The organism is Pseudomonas sp. PDM26, from assembly GCF_019219185.1.
GTDB lineage: Bacteria > Pseudomonadota > Gammaproteobacteria > Pseudomonadales > Pseudomonadaceae > Aquipseudomonas.
Window position 1 is genome coordinate 789673 of record NZ_JAHUWC010000001.1, and the last position, 19493, is coordinate 809165.

Genomic DNA, 19493 nt, shown 5'->3' on the forward strand with positions numbered 1-19493 from the left:
ATCAGTGCTGTTGCAAATGGGTTTGCAGCAGCAGATCCCAGGGTGGAACCGGGCTGAAGCGGGTTTTCAGGTACTCCAGCAACAAGCGACTGCGGGAGTTGGGTTGTTGTTCCAGGCGCAAGGCATAGATGCCGGCGCTTTCAGGTTTCGGCAGGCCGCTTTCGCAGAACAACGGCAGCAACTCACCCCGCAACAGGTACTCGCTGGCCAGCCAGGTTGGCAGGTGCGCGATACCCAGTCCGGCCAGCGCGCCGCAGACCAGTGCCTCGGCATTGTTGGCGCTCATGCGGACCCGCGCCGGCCGGTGCAGCTGCATTTGCCCATCCCGCTCGAAGCGCCAGGCGAATAGCGGGGCCAGGCCATCCCAATCGAGTCCGTCGTGTTCATTCAGTTGTGACGGATCGGTCGGTACGCCGCGACACCGCAAATACTCAGGGCTGGCGCAGGCGATGCGCACGATGCTCGCCAGCGGCGTGGCCACCAGTCGGGTGTCGGCCATTTGGCCGGCGCGCAGCACCAGATCGACCTTGCCGAGGTTCTGTCCCTGCATGTCGACGAAACTGTCGATCAAGTGCAATTGCACATCGAGCCCGGGATAGAGCATGAGGAAATCGGCAATCACCGGTGCCAGATGCCGGCGCCCAAAGGCTGCTGGTGCATCGATACGAATCAGACCTTCCGGCACGCTGCTCAGGGACACCGCCTCGGCTCGAGCCAGGCGCAACTCGGCGACGATCCGCCGTGCTCGCTCGGCAAAGGCCAATCCCGCCGGGGTGGCGCGTACCGCATGCGTGCTGCGGGTGAACAACTGACTGCCGACCGCGTTTTCCAGGCTGTCGATGCGCCGTGCCACGGCCGAAGGGGTCAGCGGATGACGGCGCGAGGCGGCGGAAAAACTGCCGGTTTCCAGCACGTCGAGGAACAAAGCCAGTTGGTCGGTCAGTTGATTGGGGTTCATGGCAGGTTTGCGCTTGTGCGAATTTGGCACAGCCATTGTGCGTCGCTGTGCGTTTCCGCGCCACAAGCAACTGCGTAGGATCAAAGGCCTGACGGCAACGGGGAAAATGCTGTGATTGAGTTCTTGATGTATCTGGCGTTCGGCGCTGCCTTGGGCACGCTCGGCGGGTTGTTTGGCATCGGCGGCGGCCTGATCGCCATTCCACTGTTGGGCGTGCTGTTTGGGCTCGATCAGCAGATTGCCCAGGGCACAGCGCTGGTGATGGTGGTGCCGAACGTGATGCTGGCGCTGTGGCGCTATCATCAGCGCAACCGGATCGAACTGCGCCACGCGCTACCGCTGGCCATCATGGGGTTCTGCTTCGCCTGGCTCGGGTCGATCTGGGCGGTGGGCATTGATGCGCAAACCATGCGCATAGGTTTTGTCGCGTTTCTAATTGCACTTGCGGCCTACAACTTGCTTCGCCTATTCGCCGCCAGCGCAGCGCCGGCTTCGCAGATGAACTACTCATGGCCCTGGCTGGGCGTGCTTGGCGCTGCATCCGGCACGATGGGCGGGTTGTTCGGCGTGGGGGGCGCGGTGGTGGCAACGCCGGTGCTGACCAGCCTATTCGGCACCAGCCAGGTGGTTGCGCAGGGGTTGTCGTTGGCGCTGGCCTTGCCGAGTACCGGAGTGACGCTGGTGACTTACGCCGTGCACCATCAGGTCAGTTGGGTGATCGGCTTACCCTTGGCGGTCGGCGGGCTGATGAGCATCAGTTGGGGCGTGAAGGTTGCCCACGCATTGTCGGAGCGGCTGCTGCGCGGGCTGTTTTGCGGGTTCCTGGTGTTCTGTGCGGCGATGCTCGCCTTCAAGGTTTGAAACCTTCGACAATGTGCTCGGCCAGACACTCGGTGATCGGCGACGGGTTATGCAGGTTGCGCACGAGCATGATGCTGGCCTCGGGCAGCAGCGGCAGATCCTCGGCCTCACCGAGGATGCGCATGTCCGTGGTAATCAGGCTTTCAAGTTGCGCGGTGACGGCCAGGCCGGCGCTGACCACCGCCATGATCGCCGACAGGCTGTCGCTGTTGTACGCCACCCGGTAATCGCGACCCATGGCATCGAGTGCATTACAGGCCCACAGGCGGCAGAAGCAATCACTGTTGAACATCGCCAGCGGCAACGGCGTCTGTTCATGGGCGCTGTAGCATTGCGCCTCGGCCCAGACAAAACGCTCCTTGCGCAAAAGCTGGCCGATTTCGCTGCCCGGTTCGCGGGTCACGATGGACAGGTCCAGGTCCTGGCGCATCAGCAGTTGTTTGGATGATTCGCAGTGCACTTCTATCTGAATCAGCGGGTAGGACTGGGCAAATCGGCGCAGAATCCCCGGGAGGAACCGCATCACATAATCGTCCGGCGTGCCGATGCGCACAGTGCCGACCATGTCGGGTTCACGCAGGGTGTTGAACACTTCGCTATGCAGCTTGAGGATCCGTCGCGCATAGCCCAGCAACACCTGGCCTTCGGCCGTCAGCCGCACCTGCCGCCCGTCGCGCTGGAACAACTGGCGCTGCAGCACATCTTCTTCCAGCCGTTTCATCTGCATGCTGACGGCTGACTGGGTACGGTTGACCATTTCACCGGCGCGGGTAAAGCCGCCCTGGTCGGCGATGGCGACGAAGGTGCGCAACACTTCGGTATCGATACTCGGGTAGGCAGACATCCATCAATCTCCGAGATATGTGACATCAGAAACATTCGTTGGATTGATCTTAGACCCGGCGCGAGACTGGAGCCATCCAAACGGAGGGCAACAAGATGAAAGGTCAACATGAATTCCACGGTGCAGAAAAACACTCGATTCACGTGATATCCGATCTGCTGCACAAGGTCAGCCGCTGGTACGAACTGCATCGCGAGCGCGAAATGCTGGCGAGCTTGAGCGACGAAGCACTCAAGGACATCGGCATGAGCCGTGCGGATGTGGAGAACGAGTCGATCAAACCGTTCTGGAATGACCCGATGCATAAATGATGAGTCCCAAGCTACACAAACCCCTTACCGGTGAGGTAGGTTGCGAGCAGACAAGGAGACGCCCATGCCCGCAACATTGTCCTTTACCCTCAAACAGGCTCGGCGTCTGGCGCTGTCCGCCCAAGGGTTCAACGGGCGGCAGCCGCCAGCGGCGATCAAGGCTGCTGCGCTCAATCGCCTGATCGAACGGCTGGGCATTCTGCAGATCGATTCAGTCAATGCATTGGTGCGTTCGCACTACCTTCCGCTGTTTTCCCGCCTCGGTAACTATTCTTCCGGTTTACTCGACCAGGCTGCCTGGAGTCAGGGCCGGCACCGTACGTTGTTCGAGTACTGGGGCCATGAAGCCTCGTTATTGCCTCTTTCCATGTACCCGTTGATGCGTTGGCGCATGCAGCGTGCGAGCCGTGGCGAAGACATTTATGAGCAACTGGCGCGTTTTGGTCGCGAACAACAAGACACCATTCGCCGGGTGCTGGCTTCAGTTGAGCAGCGGGGCGCGCTGGGTGCCGGGAGCCTGTCGACCCGTCAGGAACGGGCCGGTCCCTGGTGGGACTGGAGCGCGGAAAAGCATGCGCTGGAATGGTTGTTCGCTGCCGGTGAGGTGACCGTTGCCGGACGGCGGGGATTCGAAAGGCTCTACGATCTGCCGGAGCGGGTGATTCCCTCGGTGGTGCTTGCACAACCCATTCTGGGCGAAGACGAAGCCCTGCGCGGCCTGTTGCGGCATGCGGCAACGGCCCTGGGTGTCGGTACGGAGAAGGACTTGCGCGACTATTTCCGCTTGAACCCTGCGGACAGTCGCCCGCGATTGGCCGAGTTGGTCGAGGCCGGTGAATTGCTGACCTGCGAAGTTGAGGGCTGGCGGCAACCGGCCTATTGTCTGCCCGAGCCAAAAGTGCCGCGCAAAGTCACGGCCAGTGCCTTGCTTTCACCGTTCGATTCGCTGATCTGGGAGCGCAGCCGGACTGAGCGGCTGTTTGATTTCCGTTATCGGCTGGAGATCTACACGCCACAGGACAAACGCGTTTATGGCTATTACGTCCTGCCTTTTTTGCACAACGAACGGATTGCCGCGCGAGTCGATCTGCGCGCCGAGCGGGAGGCTGGACGTTTGGCGGTGCATGCAGTGCATGAGGAGGAAGCGGGGCTGGATGACGAGGGGATGCTGGTGTTGGCGGTCAATCTGCGGCAGATGGCGGATTGGCTGGGGTTGGCGCAGGTTCAGCTGAATTGCCCACGAGCGAGTGCGGTAAGGTTGCGGGTGGCATTCTCACAAATTGGCGGTGTTTGAGCAGGCCCCTTCGCGGGCAAGCCCGCTCCTACAGTGATCGAGCCGATCACGGATTTTGTGTACGGCGCGAACCCTGTAGGAGCGGGCTTGCCCGCGAAGGCGATATATCAGGCAGTCAAAAACTAGCGCCGAACCTGCTTCAGTGTCTCGGCAATCAAAAACGCCAGCTCCAGCGACTGATCGGCATTCATCCGCGGGTCGCAATGGGTGTGGTAGCGATCCGACAAGCCGTCCTCGGTAATCGGCCGCGCACCACCGATGCATTCGGTGACGTTCTGCCCGGTCATTTCGATATGGATACCACCGGCATAGCTGCCTTCGGCTTCGTGTACCTGGAAGAACTGCTTCACCTCGCCAAGGATCTGCGCGAAGTCGCGGGTCTTGTAGCCGCTGCTGGCCTTGATCGTATTGCCGTGCATCGGATCGGAACTCCACAGCACTTGCTTGCCTTCCCGCTCGACGGCGCGGATCAGCTGCGGCAAGTGATCGCCGACCTTGTTCGCGCCCATCCGCGCGATCAGGTTCAGGCGACCCGGGTCGTTGTCCGGGTTGAGCACGTCGATCAAGCGAATCAGGTCGTCGGGGTTCATGCTCGGGCCAACCTTGACCCCGATCGGGTTGTTCACCCCGCGCAGGAATTCGACGTGGGCGCCGTCGAGCTGGCGCGTACGGTCGCCGATCCACAGCATGTGGGCCGAGCAGTCGTAGTAATCGTTGGTCAGGCTGTCGCGACGCACGAAAGCTTCTTCGTAGTTCAGCAGCAGCGCTTCATGGGCGGTGAAGAAACTGGTTTCGCGCAACTGCGGCGAACTGTCCATGCCGCAGGCGCGCATGAACGCCAGGGTTTCATCGATGCGGTCGGCCAGATGGCTGTACTTTTCTGCCAGTGCCGAGTTGGCAATGAAGTCCAGGTTCCACTTGTGCACCTGATGCAGATCGGCAAAACCGCCCTGGGCGAACGCGCGCAACAAGTTCAAGGTGGCAGTGGACTGGTGATAGGACTGCAACAGGCGCTCCGGGTCCGGCACGCGGCTTTTTTCGTCGAAACCGATGCCGTTGACGATGTCGCCACGATAGGCTGGCAGGGTCATGCCATCGATGGTTTCGTCGTTGGCCGAGCGGGGCTTGGCGAACTGCCCGGCCATGCGCCCGACCTTGACCACCGGGCAGCCGGCGGCAAAAGTCATCACGATCGCCATCTGCAACAACACTTTGAAGGTGTCGCGGATTTTCGCCGCGGAGAATTCGGCGAAGCTTTCGGCGCAGTCGCCACCCTGCAACAGAAACGCGCGGCCTTGGGTCACCTCGGCAAACTGACGGCGCAACTCCCGGGCTTCACCGGCAAACACCAGTGGTGGATAGCTGGCCAGAGTCTGTTCGACCTGCTGCAAATGCGCGGCGTCGGGGTATTGGGGTTGTTGCTGGATCGGCAGGGCGCGCCAGCTGTCAGGGCTCCAGGGTTGGCTCATCACGGTCTCTAGTGTTTTCGCTCGGACCTCCATGTTATCAGCAAATTAGTGCGTGACCTGTTCCCGTCGCTTCGCCGACAATCTCGCCTTTGCCGCTCTCTATACGCGGTGTTATTGCGTTACCGGCCCCGGTGACGATCAGGAGATGAAATGACTGAGGAGCGCGTCGAGCATCTGCTCGCCGAGGTACAGGACGAGTTCGGCGTGATTCGTGTGCTGGAAGTGGCCGATTACCGTTTTCTCGAGTTCGGTGATGCCATCGAGCAAAGCTGCGTGTTCACGGCCGATCCGAGCTGGCTCGAGTACGACTACACCCGGGCGATGCTGATCGGCGCGTTGTGCCACGAGCAACCGGAAAGTGCGCTGTTTCTCGGTCTCGGCGCCGGTACTCTGACTCAGGCCTGCCTCAAGTTCCTGCCGCTGGAAGATGTCGAAGCCATCGAACTGCGCCCGGACGTACCGCGTCTGGCCATCGAGTACCTGGGGCTGGATGACGATCCGCGCCTGTACATCCGCGTTGGCGATGCCCTGGAACTGCTCGACACGGCTGAGTCGGCCGACCTGATTTTCGTCGACCTTTATACCGATGTCGGCCCGGGTGTCGGGCATCTGGCCTGGAGCTTTCTGGAAAACTGCCAGAAGCGATTGAATCCGGGGGGATGGCTGGTCATCAATCAGTGGGCTACCGACGATGGCAAACCCTTGGGCGCCGCGTTGTTGCGTGGTTTGTACCACCGACATTACTGGGAGCTGCCGGTGAAGGAGGGCAACGTGATTCTGATCGTGCCGTCGGAGCTGGATCAGGAACTGGACATGGACGGCCTGATCGCCCGCGCCGAAGCGCTGGGGCCGCGCTTGGGGTATTCGTTGCAATCGTTGATCAAGTGCATTCGCCCGGCGACCTGAGGAGCACAGATCCCCTTGTAGGAGCTGCCGAAGGCTGCGATCTTTTGATCTTCAAAAGCAATATCAAAGATCGCAGCCTTCGGCAGCTCCTACACAGACTTTCAGCAACCTTTGAAAACTCCAGGCCGCTTCTCCACCATCGACCGCACACCTTCTTTGACATCCTCGCTAGCCATCAACTTCTTGACTAGCAGAGGCAAGGCTTGTGCAGCAGCGGTTTCCCCTTCATACCGGGCCTGTCGCGCAGACATCAGCGTCGCTTGAACGCCGAGCGGCGCCTGCCGGGCGATCCGCTCGGCCAGTTCAATCGCCCGGGGCAGCAAGTCTTCACTGGCCATGACTTCCTGCACCAGACCCAGGTGCAAGGCATCACGGGCGTCGAATTCATCACCGGTCAACAGCCAGCGCATGGCGTTCCCCCAACCGGAGACTTGATGCAGGCGCAGGGTGGCGCCGCCGAACGGGAAGAGCCCGCGTTGCACTTCCATCTGCGCGAACCGGGTATTGCTGGCGCACAGGTTGATGTCGGCGGCCAGCATCAACTCGATGCCGATGGTCAGGCAATAGCCCTGGGCGGCGACGATTACCGGTTTGCTGACCCTGGGGCCAGCGAACACCCCCCACGGATCACAGCCGCCAGGGGGGACCTGCCAGCCTTCGGCGAGTGTAACGCTGGCATTGACCAGGTCGAGCCCGGCGGTAAAGTGCTCACCATGAGCGAACACCACCGCCACGCGCGCCTCGCTGTCGGCTTCGAACTCGCCATAAGCCAGGCTCAATGCGTTGAGCAGGTCGAGATCGAAGGCGTTGCGCTTGGTCACCCGATCCAGACCGATCATGAACACATGACCATGCCGTTCGCGGCTGACTCGACTGGTGCTGGGCTGATTCATGGAGTGATCCTCGGGGTGGGAAAGGCGTGCCGGACCGGCGGTCTGCACGGCAAAGGGTGAACCGTTTTAGCGCCATCATCCGCAAGGCCGGGCCTTTGAAAAGTAGACGGCTGACCGATTATTCGCAAAGCCTGTGACACAACGGTGTATCAGGTGGATTTCCGATAAAAAAAGCTCCCTTTTTGGGCAAATTCCGGTATAGTGCGCGCCGGCCTTTAGCCGGGCCGCGTTTAGGTAGAGCAATTCCCCGAAGTCAGCTTCGGCTGCACGTCCGTACTGCGGACTCTCCCTTGACGATTCTTTTCATTCATTCGTTTTCGCAAATCCCCGCCGACAAAGCTGCCAGGGCGACTCTTGAGTCTCAACACGGCACGCGCAGCTTTGGAGCATGGGTCTTTGCGGATGCACTTAGAGGCAGACCCATGACCCAGGAAACCGGCGGCTTCGCCGCTTTTAATCTTAATCCGAATATTCTTGCAGCCGTCACCGCGACTGGCTACGAAGAGCCATCGGCTATTCAGCAGCAATCGATCCCGATCATCATGGCCGGTCACGACATGATTGGTCAGGCGCAAACCGGTACGGGTAAAACCGCTGCGTTCGCCCTGCCGATCCTGCATCGCATCGATCCTGCAAAGCGCGAACCGCAAGCCCTGATCCTGGCGCCAACTCGTGAGTTGGCGCTACAAGTTGCAACCGCTTTCGAAACCTACGCCAAGCAAATGCCGGGCGTGACTGTTGTGGCTGTCTACGGCGGCGCGCCGATGGGCCCACAGCTGAAAGCAATCCGTAATGGCGCACAGATCGTTGTCGCCACTCCGGGCCGTCTGTGCGACCACCTGCGTCGCGACGAAAAAGTACTGGCGACCGTGAACCACCTGGTTCTCGACGAAGCCGACGAAATGCTCAAGCTGGGCTTCATGGACGACCTGGAAGTTATCTTCAAGGCCCTGCCTGTCACCCGTCAGACCGTATTGTTCTCGGCCACCCTGCCGCAGTCGATCCGTGCCATTGCTGAACGCCACCTGCGCGATCCGCAACACGTGAAGATCCAGACCAAGACCCAGACCGTTACCGCGATCGAACAGGCTCACCTGTTGGTTCACGCTGACCAGAAGACTTCGGCCGTTCTCAGCTTGCTGGAAGTGGAAGATTTCGACGCCCTGATCATGTTCGTGCGCACCAAGCAAGCGACCCTGGATCTGGCCAGTGCCCTGGAAGCCAAAGGCTACAAAGCCGCTGCGCTGAACGGTGACATCGCCCAGAACCAGCGTGAGCGCGTAATCGACTCCCTCAAGGATGGCCGTCTGGACATCGTTGTGGCGACCGACGTTGCTGCTCGTGGCCTGGACGTACCGCGCATCACTCACGTATTCAACGTTGACATGCCGTACGATCCAGAGTCCTACGTTCACCGTATCGGCCGTACCGGCCGTGCCGGTCGCGAAGGTCGTGCACTGCTGCTGGTGACTCCGCGTGAGCGCCGCATGCTGCAAGTGATCGAGCGTGTAACCGGTCAAAAGGTTGCTGAAGTTCGCCTGCCAGACGCTCAAGCTGTTCTGGATGCGCGCATCAAGAAACTGACCAACAGCCTGTCGCCGCTGGTGGCCGATGCCGAATCGACTCACGGTGATCTGCTCGATCGCCTGACTGCCGACATCGGTTGCAGCCCGCGTGCCCTGGCCGCAGCCCTGCTGCGCAAGGCAACCAACGCTCAAGCGCTGACCCTGGCTGCAATCGAGAAAGAGCGTCCACTGGTGCCGAACAATGCACCGCGTGGCGATCGTCCAGAGCGTTCCGGTGATCGTCCTGAGCGTAGTGACCGCGAGCGTCGTGCTCCGATGCCACTGGGCGAAGGCCGTGCACGTTGCCGTACCGCGCTGGGCGCGCGTGACGGTATCGCTGCCAAGAACCTGCTGGGCGCCATCCTCAACGAAGGTGGTCTGGCACGTGAAGCGATCGGTCGCATCCAGGTGCGTGACAGCTTCAGCCTCGTCGAGCTGCCGGAAGATGGTCTTGAGAAGTTGCTGACCAAGCTGAAGGACACTCGCGTTGCCGGCAAGCAGTTGAAGCTGCGTCGTTATCGCGAAGATTGATCCGCTCTTGGGCTGATTGATCGAACATAAAAAATCCCCGACTGGTTCGGGGATTTTTTTTGCCTGCTGATTTGTGTCGCCGCCCTTCGCGAGCAAGCCCGCGACGCGGTCTGTCTGTCAGCCGAAGCGGTAGATGTCCATCCCCAGCGCACCCATGGTGAACCCCTGATGGGCAATCCCGAACTGCCCCCCGGCGGCACGGGCAAAGTACAGCGGCAACAAGTGCTCGTCGCTGGGATGGTTACGCACAGCATTCGGTGCTTGCGCGCGATAGTCGTGCAGCGCAGCTTCGTCGTTCGCTGCGAGCTTCTCGATCATCCAGTCGCGAAATGCCTGGGCCCAGGGCTCAACACTCTCGGGGCCGGCATGCCAATCCAGTTCCCGCAGGTTGTGGGTGATACTGCCTGAGCCGATCAGCAGGACTCCGTGCTCGCGCAGGCTGGCCAGCGCGTGGCCAACGCGGGTCTGCAGGGTGGGGCCGCCGCGGGTGGGCAGCGAAACCTGGACAATCGGAATGTCTGCCTGCGGGTACATCAGCGATAAAGGTACCCAGACGCCATGGTCGAAAGGCCGATTGCTGTCGATGCGTGCTGGAAAGCCAGCGGTTTTCAATAATTCGGCAACCTCTGCGGCGAGTCGTGGGTCGCCTGGGGCTGGGTACTGCACTTCGAACAGAGCTTTGGGAAAGCCACCGAAGTCATGCCAGGTTTCCGGTTGTGGATTGCCGCTGACCAGCAGCTCATTGCTTTCCCAGTGTGCGGAAACAATCACGATGGCTTTTGGCTTCGGTATCTCGGCGGCCAGGCGGGCGAGTGCCGGCCCGCTGGCGCCGGGTTCCAGGGCGAGCATGGGGGAGCCGTGGGATATGTACAGGCTGGGGAACATGAATGAGCTCCTGAGAGTTAAGATGCAACATCTTCAGTCAGATCATTAATCTAAATCTAATATAAGTTTTAGGGTGTTTTGATCGAATTTTCGGGGTTATTTATGCAGCCGGAGTTTTGGCACAAAAAGTGGGCGGCGAACCAGATCGGCTTTCACCTGCCGCAGGTGAACCCTCATCTGAAGCGGTTCTGGCCAGCGTTAAGCCTTGAAGAAGGCGCACGCGTGTTGGTGCCGTTATGTGGAAAAAGCCTGGATTTGCTATGGCTCGCCCATCAAGGCCATGAGGTCTTGGGAGTCGAACTGTCGGAAAAAGCCGTCGAGGAGTTTTTCAGCGAACATGGCTTTGATCCGGCCGTCAGCGAGCAGGGGCCGTTCAAGGTTTATCGGGCAGGTTCCATTGAGCTGTGGTGCGGCGATTTCTTCGAGCTGACGGCAGGCGATGTTGCCGATTGCTCCGCGCTTTATGATCGCGCGGCGTTGATCGCGTTGCCGGCGGAAATGCGCGAGCGCTACGCCGCCCATTTGAAGCGGATACTGCCGAAGGAGTCCCTTGGCCTGGTGATTACCCTGGACTATGACCAGGCGCAAATGCCCGGCCCGCCGTTTGCTGTGCTCGATGATGAGGTGCGGCGGTTGTTCGGGGACTCGTGGACGCTGAAGATCCTCGAGGATCAGGATGTGTTGAGTGAAGGCGGGAAATTCCTGGAGGCGGGTGTTACGCGGCTTGAGGAGCGGGTGTATCGGGTTTCCACGCGGTAATTTGTAGCGACAGTTCTGGCCTCATCGCGAGCAGGCTCGCTCCTACAAGGGGTCTGCATCGTTCACAAATCACCTGTAGGAGTGAGCCTGCTCGCGATGAGGCCCTCACACATACCAATAATTAGCCGACAAAAAAAGGCCCGCATCGCTGCGGGCCTTTTTTGTTTGCTGTGGAGCCTCTTAGCCCCGGCGACGAGCCAGTGCGTCGATACGCTCTTCCAGCGGCGGGTGGCTCATGAACATGCGAGCGAACCCTTGCTTGATGCCACCGTTGATGCCAAAGGCGTTCAGGGTGTCGGGCATGTGCACCGGTAGCCCCTGTTCCGCCCGCAGGCGTTGCAGGGCGCCAATCATCGCGGCGGTGCCGGCCAGGTTTGCACCGGCTTCATCGGCACGGAATTCGCGCTTGCGCGAGAACCACATGACGATGGCGCTGGCCAGGATACCCAGAACCAGTTCGGCGAAGATGGTCGCCACGTAGTAGGCAATGCCCTGGCCTTCTTCGTTCTTGAAGATCACCTTGTCGACGAAATTGCCGATGATCCGTGCGAAGAACATCACGAAGGTGTTCACCACGCCCTGAATCAACGCCAGGGTAACCATGTCGCCATTGGCCACGTGACCGATTTCGTGGGCCAGGACGGCTTTCACTTCATCAGGCGAGAAGCGTTCGAGCAATCCCTGGCTGACCGCGACCAATGCATCGTTCTTGTTCCAGCCGGTAGCGAAGGCGTTCGCCTCGTAGGCCGGGAAGATACCGACTTCGGGCATCTTGATCCCGGCTTCACGGGACAGTTGCTCGACGGTTTGCAGCAGCCATTGCTCGTGACGGGTGCGCGGCTGGGTGATGATCTGGGTGCTGGTACTCATTTTCGCCATCCACTTGGAGATGAACAGCGAGAACAAGGAACCTGCGAAACCAAAGACCGCACAGAAAATCAGCAGCTGATTGAGGTTGAGGTCAACCCCATTGGCCGCCATGAACCCGTTGAAGCCGAAAAGGCTCAGGGTGATGCTGGCAATCAGCACGACCGCCAGGTTAGTGGCCAAGAACAGCAGGATGCGCATCATGGTTGTAGAAATCTCCTCATGCTAAAGATGTAGCGTACTGCGGGGTATATAAGGTGCTGCACTGGGGTATTCAACCGGGTGACTATTTCAAACTGTGTCCTACGGCAACAGTCTAGCTGCTTGCAGGGCATTTCCGACAAGTATGCGGGAAGTGTTTGTCAGTCAATTCGTGTCGAAGGCCCCGCCTTTGTTAGGCGCGAGCAGGCAAGGCACTGTCCGGCAGCAACAAAGCGACTGCCAGTGGCGCAATGCAAACAAATGTTGCCGGATGAATCACCATGCGACGTTCGGGGGCGTCGCACGGTGACAGATCGCTTACTGGCGGTAGGACTTGAGGAAGCCGCCGATGCGTCCGATGGCCACCTCCAGTTCATCGACACGCGGCAGGGTCACGACGCGGAAGTGGTCTGGCCATGGCCAGTTGAAGGCGGTGCCTTGTACCACTAACAGCTTCTCGGAGAGCAGCAGGTCCAGGACGAATTTTTCGTCGTTATGGATCGGGCAGACCTTGGGGTCGATCCGCGGGAATGCATATAGCGCGCCCATCGGCTTGACGCAGCTCACGCCCGGAATGTCGTTGAGCAACTCCCAGGTGCGGTTGCGTTGCTCCAGCAGGCGGCCCTGCGGCAACACCAGGTCATTGATGCTCTGATAGCCACCCAGGGCGGTCTGGATCGCATGCTGGCTCGGCACGTTGGCGCACAGACGCATGTTCGCCAGCATGTCGATGCCTTCGATGTAGCTCTGGGCGTGGTGTTTCGGGCCGGAAATGGCGATCCAGCCGGAACGGAAACCGGCCACGCGATAGGACTTGGACAGACCGTTGAAGGTCAGGCAGAGCAGGTCCGGCGCCAGGGAGGCGGTGCAGATGTGCACCGCATCGTCGTAGAGAATCTTGTCGTAGATCTCGTCGGAGAACACCACCAGATTGTGCTGGCGGGCCAGTTCCAGCATGCCCAGCAGCACTTCCTTCGAATACACCGCGCCGGTCGGGTTGTTCGGGTTGATGATCACCAGGGCCTTGGTGTTCGGGGTGATCTTGGCCTTGATGTCGGCCAGGTCCGGCCACCAGTTGGCTTGCTCGTCGCACAGGTAATGCACCGGATTGCCGCCGGACAGGCTCACGGCTGCGGTCCACAACGGATAGTCCGGCGCCGGTACCAGCACTTCGTCGCCATTGTTGAGCAGGGCCTGCATCGACATCACGATCAGTTCGGAAACGCCGTTGCCCAGGTAAATGTCTTCAATGCCGACGCCTTCCACCTGCTTTTGCTGGTAGTACTGCATTACGGCCTTGCGCGCACTGAACAGGCCCTTGGAGTCGCTATAGCCCTGGGCGGTCGGCAGGTTGCGGATCACGTCCTGGAGGATTTCATCCGGTGCTTCGAAACCAAAGGGCGCCGGGTTGCCGATGTTCAGCTTGAGGATGCGATGGCCTTCCTCTTCCAGGCGCTTGGCGTGCTTGAGCACCGGGCCGCGAATGTCGTAGCAGACGTTGGCGAGCTTGTTCGATTTGCTGACCTGCATGGCGATGTGTTCCCGAAAATGAACGATCCAGACGGCGTTTGGACAACCGTGCTGGGAATCCTGCGTATTCACACAGGCCTGACGCCTTGAGATGCAGCACCCATATTTCCGTTTGAATGCGCGTGGACTGGCTGCCAGACTGGCGTTTGACGAGGCGCAATCATACGTGCCGCCCGATCCGTGGAAAAGGTACAGATCGGGCTTTTTCAGCCGCTGAGGTGTGATGATGGAAAAGTTGGAAAAAACCCTGGAAGAATGGAAGGCGATGCTCGATCCAGAGCAGTACAACGTGTGCCGCCTCAAAGGCACCGAACGTCCGTTTTCCGGCAAATACAACGCCACCAAGACCGACGGTATCTACCACTGCATCTGCTGTAACGAGCCGTTGTTCGACTCCCGGACCAAGTTCGACTCCGGCTGCGGCTGGCCAAGTTTCTACGCGCCGATCGGCGACAGCGCCATGACCGAAATCCGTGATGTCAGCCACGGCATGATCCGCACCGAAGTGGTCTGCGCCAAATGCGACGCGCACCTGGGGCATGTATTCCCCGATGGTCCGCCGCCGACCGGTCTGCGCTATTGCATCAACTCGGTGTGCCTGGACCTGGTGCCCCGCGCGTAATGCAAGCCCTGTAGGAGCTGCCGAAGGCTGCGATCTTTTGATCTGGTCTTTCTTGAGGCCAAGAATCAAAAGATCGCAGCCTTCGGCAGCTCCTACAGCTAGTCAGCGTTTTGATTAATTAAATTGCACTCAATTCAATTGCTCGCTATTTTGTTATATCTCCCATCCACTCGGACCCTCAAACATGAGCGACAACCTGCTGAGCATCCCTTGCACCACCATCAAGGGTGAGCAAAAGACCCTGGCGGATTTCGCCGGCAAGGCCGTGCTGGTGGTCAACACGGCCAGCAAATGCGGTTTCACTCCGCAGTACAAAGGCCTGGAAGAACTGTGGCAGACCTACAAGGACCAGGGCCTGGTGGTGCTCGGTTTTCCCTGCAACCAGTTCGGTAAACAAGAGCCGGGAGATGAAGGGGCGATTTCCGAATTCTGCGAACTGAACTTCGGTGTCAGCTTCCCGTTGTTCAAAAAGATCGACGTAAACGGTGCCGACGCCCATCCGCTGTTCGTGCAATTGAAAAAGCGCGCACCGGGTGTGCTGGGTTCCCAAGGCATCAAGTGGAACTTCACCAAGTTCCTGATCGGCAAGGACGGGCAACTGGTCAAGCGCTTCGCCCCGGCGACCAAGCCGCAGGACCTGACCCGCGAGATCGAAGCCCTGCTCAAATGAATACCTTGTCAGTCGATTCCCTGAAGCTCGACAGCCAGCTGTGTTTCAAGCTGTACGCCGCTTCCCGGGCGGTCATTCGCGCCTACAAGCCAATGCTCGATCAGTTGGGCCTGACTTACCCTCAGTACCTGGCGATGCTGGTGCTGTGGGAGTGGCAGCAAGCTCCCCCGGAGCAGCCGACCGTCAAGGCGCTGGGCGAGCGCCTGGCCCTGGATTCCGGCACGCTGACACCGTTGCTCAAGCGCCTCGAACAACTGCAACTGGTGCAGCGTCAGCGTTCGGCGCGCGATGAGCGTGAAGTGCATCTGAGCCTGTCGCCAGCCGGCACGGCCCTGCGCGATCAGGTAGGGCCACTCAAGGCCCGCCTGTTGTGCGACAGCGGGGTCGATCTGAACCGTCTCAACGATTTGCGCGATGGTCTCGATCACTTGTTGGGACAGATCAAGGCGCTGACGTAGCGCAGATCCACAAATCCAGCAGGGCGGCCAGTTCTTCCCGCCGGAAGGGTTTGGCCAGGTAGTCACTCATGCCCGCGGCACGACAACGTTCGCGCTCTTCCGACATGGCGTTGGCCGTCAGGGCGACGATGGGCAGTTGGGGCCAGCGTCCGCTGCGGCGGATTTGCCGACTGGCCTCATAGCCGTCCATCACCGGCATGTTGCAGTCCATCAGCACCAGATCGAACTCCCGTTGTTCGAGTTGATCCAGGGCTTCGGCACCATGGGCCGCGGTGGTCACCTCGCAGCCGAGTTTACCGAGCATGCCCTTGGCCACCAGTTGGTTGACCGGATTATCTTCCACCAGCAGCACGCGCCCGCGGCGCGGCGGGCTTTGCGCGTCGAGTGGGGCATTGTTGATCGGGTGGGTTTGCGGTTGCAGGATTCGCCGCAGCAACTGATGCAGCGTATTGCGTGCCAGAGGGCGGGCCTGCTGTTGCAAGGGGGCGAGGGCGTTGACCTCTTCGCTGGGCATGAAATTGCCATAAGCGGTAACCAGCAGGATCGGCGCGCTGAGGGTGGGGCGCAAATTGAACAGGCACTCGGGGCAGTCGGTGATGAGCACGTCGGCCGCCAGGCCAAGCAGTGGGTCATCCATGGAGCGTCGTTCGTAGTCCAGGCCCCAGCCAGGCAACAGGCCGTTCAGCAGTTCGCCCAGCCCGCTGCTGGCGGCCGTGATGGCGATGACTTTGCCCTTGAGCGAAACAGCAGGCATTGCACGGGTATGGCTGGGCAATGGCAAGTCCGCGCAGAACTGGCTGCCAAAACCCGGCTCGGAGTCGATCGTCAGGCGCCCTTGCATGGCTTCGCAAAGGTTGTAGGTCAGTGCCAGGCCCAGCCCGGTGCCGCCAAATTGGCGGGTAATACCGGCGCCGGCCTGAGTGAAAGGCTGGAAAATTTTCACTTGGGCATCCAGAGGGATTCCGATGCCGGTGTCACACACTTCGATTCTGACGCCGTCCCCGAACGTCGACAGGCGCACGTCGACACGCCCGAAACGGGTGAACTTGAGGGCGTTGGACAGCAGATTACTGACGATCTGCCGCACCCGGGTCGGATCGCCGAGCACGAGTGTCGGGAAATTCGGATCGATCAGGCAGGTCAGTTCGACGCTGGGGGCGGCGTTCTGCGATAACAGGTTGGCAGTGTCTTCGATCAGCGAGCCGAGGTCGAAGGGGATGTGTTCGAGTTCGAGTTGACCGGCATCGAACTTCGACAAGTCGAGAATATCGTTGAGCAATTCCACCAGCACTTTGCCCGAGTCATGGGCGATGGACAGCTGTTGCTGTTGTTCGGCAGTCAGCGGCCCGTCGAGGGACAGCGCGATCATCCCGAGCAAGCCATTGAGGGGCGTGCGGATTTCATGGCTCATGTTGGCCAGGAACACCGAGCGGGCGTCGGCCATGTCCAGTGCAGTGCTGCGAGCGACTTCCAGTTCCTCGTTGGATTGGCTCAGCCGGGCATTGATCGCGTTGAGTTCGGCAGTGCGGGCCGAGACGATATTTTCCAGTTGGCCGAGATACTCGGTCAGGCGGTTTTCCGCATTGCGCCGCTGCTGGATTTCGGTGGCGATGTTTTTGAATTGCTGGTTGGCAACCTTGACCAACACGCCGATCTCATCGTCGGCGTGCCCGGCGGGACACTCCAGTGAGGTCGGCTCGGTGCTGCTCGGGTCGCGACCGCTGAGTTCACGGATGACCCGCACCAGGGGCTTGGTCAGCATCACATAGAACAGCGCCAGCAGGATGCCGGACAGCAGCAGGCTGCGGGCGAAACCATTGAGCAGGGTCACTTCGGCCCGGCGCAGGAACCGGTCGCCGAAAGCGTAAGTATCGACGTTCAGTCGCAGCGTACCCAGGGATTCGTTGGGTAAATGATCCAGGTAAAGCCGGTCTTCGAACTGTCGGTTGGCACCGAACAGGAAGTCACTAAGCATCCGGTATCCGTTTTCCACACCGGGTCGCTTGACGCTGGCCAGCACGGTGCCGTTGTTGTCGGTCAGTTTCACACCAGTGATCGCTGGCGAGCGCAGCAGGCCCAGAGTCAGTTCTTTGGCGAGTTCGGCGTCGATGTTGTAGGCAATTCGCGAGGCCGGGTTGTGGCTGATTTCCAGTAATGAAAGGATTTCACGATTGATGGAGGCGTCTTCACTGGCATAATCGATGCCTATTTGCAGCAGGCTGAGCAGCGTGCCCAGAATGAAACCGACCAGCACGGTAAGCCGGGCTTGCTTGAATGACAGCCGGTTGGTGAATTTGATGTCCATGGAGGGGTGAACCACTTCCGTTTCCTTTCGCTGCTCAAGCATAGTCGATCATGCCTGCCTGTTGATGTTCTCGCGAGGCCAGTACTGCGGGGGCCGCCGCTTGTGTGACGCTGTGTTTCGTCGCTGTATCACCATCATTACCGTGAACGTGCCCGAGGAGAAGTCGTGGATTCCCGATTGAATGCTTTTCTTGAACGCGCCGATGCCGTTCTGGCCCGCATCGAGCCGTTGCTGCCGGCCCCCCGGCCAGCCATCGACTGGACGCAATGCCTGGCCGCGCGCTGGCAGCGTGAGTCGCGCAGCGGTTATCTGATGCCGCTGGAGGTTTGCCTCGACATGCGCCTGTCGGACTTGATCGGCGTCGACCGGCAAGTCGAGCAGCTTGGGCGCAATACCCGACAGTTTCTCGATGGCATGCCGGCCAACCACGCCTTGCTCTGGGGCTCGCGCGGCACCGGCAAGTCGTCACTGGTGCGCGCCTTGTTGGCCGAGCACGCTCAAGCCGGTTTGCGCTTGATCGAGATTGAGCGTGATCACCTGGCAGACCTGCCGCGAGTGGTCGAACAGATCGGCAAACTGCCCCAGCGTTTCGTGCTGTTTTGCGATGACCTTTCCTTCGAGTCGGGCGAGGGTGATTACCGAGTGCTCAAAAGCGTCCTCGATGGCTCGCTGGAACAGGCGCCGGACAACGTTTTGCTGTACGCCACGTCCAACCGTCGCCACTTGGTGCCGGAAAAGGAAAGCGACAACGAAAACTGGAAACGGGTCGACGGCGAATTGCATCCAAGCGAGGCGGTGGAAGACAAGATCGCGCTGTCGGACCGCTTCGGCCTGTGGCTGTCGTTCTATCCGTTTACCCAGGAACACTTCCTCGACGTCGTCGAACACTGGATCGGCCAGTTGGCCGGCAAGGCCGGACTGGCGTGGCAGCGCACCGAGGAACTGGACATTCTGGCGGTACGCTGGGCCACCGGCCGGGGCAATCGCAATGGACGTTGCGCTTATCAATTTGCCCGTTATTGGGTCGGGCTGAAACTGTTGGAGCACAAGGCATGATCGATTTACAAAAGAGCGGCCAGGGCCTCGAGGGCTACGGCATGCTGCACGCGCAACTGGAGTCCTTGCTGGCGGACGAGCGGGATTTCATCGCTAATGCCGCGCAGTTCTCGGCGTTTCTGTTCAATCAGCTCGATGACTTGAACTGGGCCGGCTTCTACCTCAACCGCCATGAAGAACTGGTGCTGGGGCCGTTTCAGGGGCAGATTGCTTGCGTGCGGATTCCGTTCGGTCGCGGCGTATGCGGGACAGCGGCAGCCACCTTGCAGACTCAGTTGGTCGAAGATGTGCACGCGTTTCCCGGTCACATTGCCTGCGACAGCGCCTCGAACAGCGAACTGGTGGTGCCGCTGGTCAAGGACGGCCGATTGATCGGCGTGCTCGATCTCGACAGTCCGAAACTGGCGCGTTTCACTGCACAGGACCAGGCAGGAATCGAACAGCTGGCGGCGATTTTCCTGCGGCTGACCGACTGCTGATCAAGACCCCGGGCCTGCCTTGAGCAGCA

General features: G+C 60.1%; 19 protein-coding genes. 11 read left to right on the forward strand and 8 right to left on the reverse strand.

Going from position 1 to position 19493, the window contains the following annotated elements:
- Window position 1: 1 nt before the first annotated feature.
- Window positions 2-958 (reverse strand): LysR family transcriptional regulator, encoded by a 957-nt coding sequence (locus KW849_RS03650; RefSeq protein ID WP_218427713.1) that lies wholly within the window; start codon window positions 956-958, stop codon window positions 2-4.
- A gap of 111 nt (window positions 959-1069) precedes the next feature.
- Here KW849_RS03650 and KW849_RS03655 point away from each other — a divergent pair, with 111 nt between their 5' ends.
- The gene (locus KW849_RS03655) at window positions 1070-1819 is read left to right on the forward strand and encodes a sulfite exporter TauE/SafE family protein (RefSeq protein ID WP_218427715.1); all 750 of its coding nucleotides are present in this window, start codon (window positions 1070-1072) and stop codon (window positions 1817-1819) included.
- Here the strand turns inward: KW849_RS03655 and KW849_RS03660 are convergent.
- Window positions 1809-2663 carry a LysR substrate-binding domain-containing protein gene (locus tag KW849_RS03660; RefSeq protein WP_108219637.1) on the reverse strand — a complete coding sequence of 285 codons (855 nt, stop codon included), beginning with the start codon at window positions 2661-2663 and terminating at the stop codon, window positions 1809-1811. The two genes, KW849_RS03655 and KW849_RS03660, sit on opposite strands and share 11 nt — an antisense overlap.
- A gap of 95 nt (window positions 2664-2758) precedes the next feature.
- Between KW849_RS03660 and KW849_RS03665 the strand changes: the two genes are divergently transcribed.
- Entirely contained in the window at window positions 2759-2974 is a 216-nt protein-coding gene (locus KW849_RS03665) for a DUF1127 domain-containing protein (RefSeq protein WP_108219636.1), read from the forward strand.
- A gap of 64 nt (window positions 2975-3038) precedes the next feature.
- Complete coding sequence (locus KW849_RS03670) at window positions 3039-4268, forward strand: winged helix-turn-helix domain-containing protein (RefSeq protein ID WP_218427718.1); 1230 nt, start codon at window positions 3039-3041, stop codon at window positions 4266-4268.
- 122 nt (window positions 4269-4390) lie between these two features.
- Here KW849_RS03670 and KW849_RS03675 read toward each other — a convergent pair whose 3' ends face one another.
- Window positions 4391-5737 (reverse strand): class II 3-deoxy-7-phosphoheptulonate synthase, encoded by a 1347-nt coding sequence (locus tag KW849_RS03675; RefSeq protein ID WP_218427720.1) that lies wholly within the window; start codon window positions 5735-5737, stop codon window positions 4391-4393.
- 150 nt (window positions 5738-5887) lie between these two features.
- Between KW849_RS03675 and KW849_RS03680 the strand changes: the two genes are divergently transcribed.
- On the forward strand, window positions 5888-6643 hold the full coding sequence (locus KW849_RS03680) for a spermidine synthase (protein WP_218427722.1): 756 nt from the start codon (window positions 5888-5890) through the stop codon (window positions 6641-6643).
- A gap of 101 nt (window positions 6644-6744) precedes the next feature.
- Here KW849_RS03680 and KW849_RS03685 read toward each other — a convergent pair whose 3' ends face one another.
- Window positions 6745-7536, reverse strand: a complete 792-nt coding sequence (locus KW849_RS03685; RefSeq protein WP_218427724.1) for a crotonase/enoyl-CoA hydratase family protein — start codon at window positions 7534-7536, stop codon at window positions 6745-6747.
- A gap of 422 nt (window positions 7537-7958) precedes the next feature.
- Between KW849_RS03685 and KW849_RS03690 the strand changes: the two genes are divergently transcribed.
- Window positions 7959-9632: a DEAD/DEAH box helicase gene (locus KW849_RS03690; protein ID WP_218427726.1), complete on the forward strand. Its 1674-nt coding sequence runs from the start codon at window positions 7959-7961 to the stop codon at window positions 9630-9632.
- A gap of 117 nt (window positions 9633-9749) precedes the next feature.
- Here KW849_RS03690 and KW849_RS03695 read toward each other — a convergent pair whose 3' ends face one another.
- A complete protein-coding gene (locus tag KW849_RS03695; protein WP_218427728.1) occupies window positions 9750-10517 on the reverse strand; it encodes a class III extradiol ring-cleavage dioxygenase in 768 nt (255 codons plus the stop codon).
- Between the two features lie 102 nt (window positions 10518-10619).
- Here KW849_RS03695 and KW849_RS03700 point away from each other — a divergent pair, with 102 nt between their 5' ends.
- Window positions 10620-11276 (forward strand): thiopurine S-methyltransferase, encoded by a 657-nt coding sequence (locus tag KW849_RS03700; protein WP_108219629.1) that lies wholly within the window; start codon window positions 10620-10622, stop codon window positions 11274-11276.
- Between the two features lie 180 nt (window positions 11277-11456).
- On the opposite strand, the gene htpX is transcribed toward KW849_RS03700, so the two are convergent.
- Window positions 11457-12347 (reverse strand): protease HtpX, encoded by an 891-nt coding sequence (gene htpX, locus KW849_RS03705; protein ID WP_007973520.1) that lies wholly within the window; start codon window positions 12345-12347, stop codon window positions 11457-11459.
- A 315-nt stretch (window positions 12348-12662) separates the two neighbouring features.
- Complete coding sequence (locus KW849_RS03710) at window positions 12663-13874, reverse strand: pyridoxal phosphate-dependent aminotransferase (protein WP_218427730.1); 1212 nt, start codon at window positions 13872-13874, stop codon at window positions 12663-12665.
- A gap of 226 nt (window positions 13875-14100) precedes the next feature.
- On the opposite strand from KW849_RS03710, the gene msrB reads away from it, so the two are divergent.
- The 3 genes from msrB to KW849_RS03725 all read left to right on the forward strand — a co-directional run bounded on the left by msrB (window position 14101) and on the right by KW849_RS03725 (window position 15624).
- The gene (gene msrB, locus KW849_RS03715; RefSeq protein WP_108219653.1) at window positions 14101-14496 is read left to right on the forward strand and encodes a peptide-methionine (R)-S-oxide reductase MsrB; all 396 of its coding nucleotides are present in this window, start codon (window positions 14101-14103) and stop codon (window positions 14494-14496) included.
- A gap of 184 nt (window positions 14497-14680) precedes the next feature.
- Window positions 14681-15166 (forward strand): glutathione peroxidase, encoded by a 486-nt coding sequence (locus KW849_RS03720; RefSeq protein WP_218427732.1) that lies wholly within the window; start codon window positions 14681-14683, stop codon window positions 15164-15166.
- On the forward strand, window positions 15163-15624 hold the full coding sequence (locus KW849_RS03725; protein ID WP_108219628.1) for a MarR family winged helix-turn-helix transcriptional regulator: 462 nt from the start codon (window positions 15163-15165) through the stop codon (window positions 15622-15624). The genes KW849_RS03720 and KW849_RS03725 overlap by 4 nt, the downstream gene beginning before the upstream one ends.
- Here KW849_RS03725 and KW849_RS03730 read toward each other — a convergent pair.
- Window positions 15608-17971 (reverse strand): response regulator, encoded by a 2364-nt coding sequence (locus tag KW849_RS03730; RefSeq protein ID WP_218427734.1) that lies wholly within the window; start codon window positions 17969-17971, stop codon window positions 15608-15610. The two genes, KW849_RS03725 and KW849_RS03730, sit on opposite strands and share 17 nt — an antisense overlap.
- 123 nt (window positions 17972-18094) lie before the next feature.
- Between KW849_RS03730 and KW849_RS03735 the strand changes: the two genes are divergently transcribed.
- Window positions 18095-18985 (forward strand): ATP-binding protein, encoded by an 891-nt coding sequence (locus KW849_RS03735; protein WP_218427736.1) that lies wholly within the window; start codon window positions 18095-18097, stop codon window positions 18983-18985.
- A complete protein-coding gene (locus KW849_RS03740; RefSeq protein ID WP_115948251.1) occupies window positions 18982-19464 on the forward strand; it encodes a GAF domain-containing protein in 483 nt (160 codons plus the stop codon). Before KW849_RS03735 ends, KW849_RS03740 begins: the two co-directional genes overlap by 4 nt.
- The last annotated feature ends 29 nt before the right edge of the window (window positions 19465-19493 follow it).

Coding starts and splice junctions, on each gene's coding strand:
- KW849_RS03650 (WP_218427713.1), bottom strand. CDS start 958: ATGAACCCCAATCAACTGACCGACCAACTGGCTTTGTTCCTCGACGTG.
- KW849_RS03660 (WP_108219637.1), bottom strand. CDS start 2,663: ATGTCTGCCTACCCGAGTATCGATACCGAAGTGTTGCGCACCTTCGTC.
- KW849_RS03665 (WP_108219636.1), top strand. CDS start 2,759: ATGAAAGGTCAACATGAATTCCACGGTGCAGAAAAACACTCGATTCAC.
- KW849_RS03670 (WP_218427718.1), top strand. CDS start 3,039: ATGCCCGCAACATTGTCCTTTACCCTCAAACAGGCTCGGCGTCTGGCG.
- KW849_RS03675 (WP_218427720.1), bottom strand. CDS start 5,737: ATGAGCCAACCCTGGAGCCCTGACAGCTGGCGCGCCCTGCCGATCCAG.
- KW849_RS03680 (WP_218427722.1), top strand. CDS start 5,888: ATGACTGAGGAGCGCGTCGAGCATCTGCTCGCCGAGGTACAGGACGAG.
- KW849_RS03685 (WP_218427724.1), bottom strand. CDS start 7,536: ATGAATCAGCCCAGCACCAGTCGAGTCAGCCGCGAACGGCATGGTCAT.
- KW849_RS03690 (WP_218427726.1), top strand. CDS start 7,959: ATGACCCAGGAAACCGGCGGCTTCGCCGCTTTTAATCTTAATCCGAAT.
- KW849_RS03695 (WP_218427728.1), bottom strand. CDS start 10,517: ATGTTCCCCAGCCTGTACATATCCCACGGCTCCCCCATGCTCGCCCTG.
- KW849_RS03700 (WP_108219629.1), top strand. CDS start 10,620: ATGCAGCCGGAGTTTTGGCACAAAAAGTGGGCGGCGAACCAGATCGGC.
- htpX (WP_007973520.1), bottom strand. CDS start 12,347: ATGATGCGCATCCTGCTGTTCTTGGCCACTAACCTGGCGGTCGTGCTG.
- KW849_RS03710 (WP_218427730.1), bottom strand. CDS start 13,874: ATGCAGGTCAGCAAATCGAACAAGCTCGCCAACGTCTGCTACGACATT.
- msrB (WP_108219653.1), top strand. CDS start 14,101: ATGGAAAAGTTGGAAAAAACCCTGGAAGAATGGAAGGCGATGCTCGAT.
- KW849_RS03720 (WP_218427732.1), top strand. CDS start 14,681: ATGAGCGACAACCTGCTGAGCATCCCTTGCACCACCATCAAGGGTGAG.
- KW849_RS03725 (WP_108219628.1), top strand. CDS start 15,163: ATGAATACCTTGTCAGTCGATTCCCTGAAGCTCGACAGCCAGCTGTGT.
- KW849_RS03730 (WP_218427734.1), bottom strand. CDS start 17,971: ATGCTTGAGCAGCGAAAGGAAACGGAAGTGGTTCACCCCTCCATGGAC.
- KW849_RS03740 (WP_115948251.1), top strand. CDS start 18,982: ATGATCGATTTACAAAAGAGCGGCCAGGGCCTCGAGGGCTACGGCATG.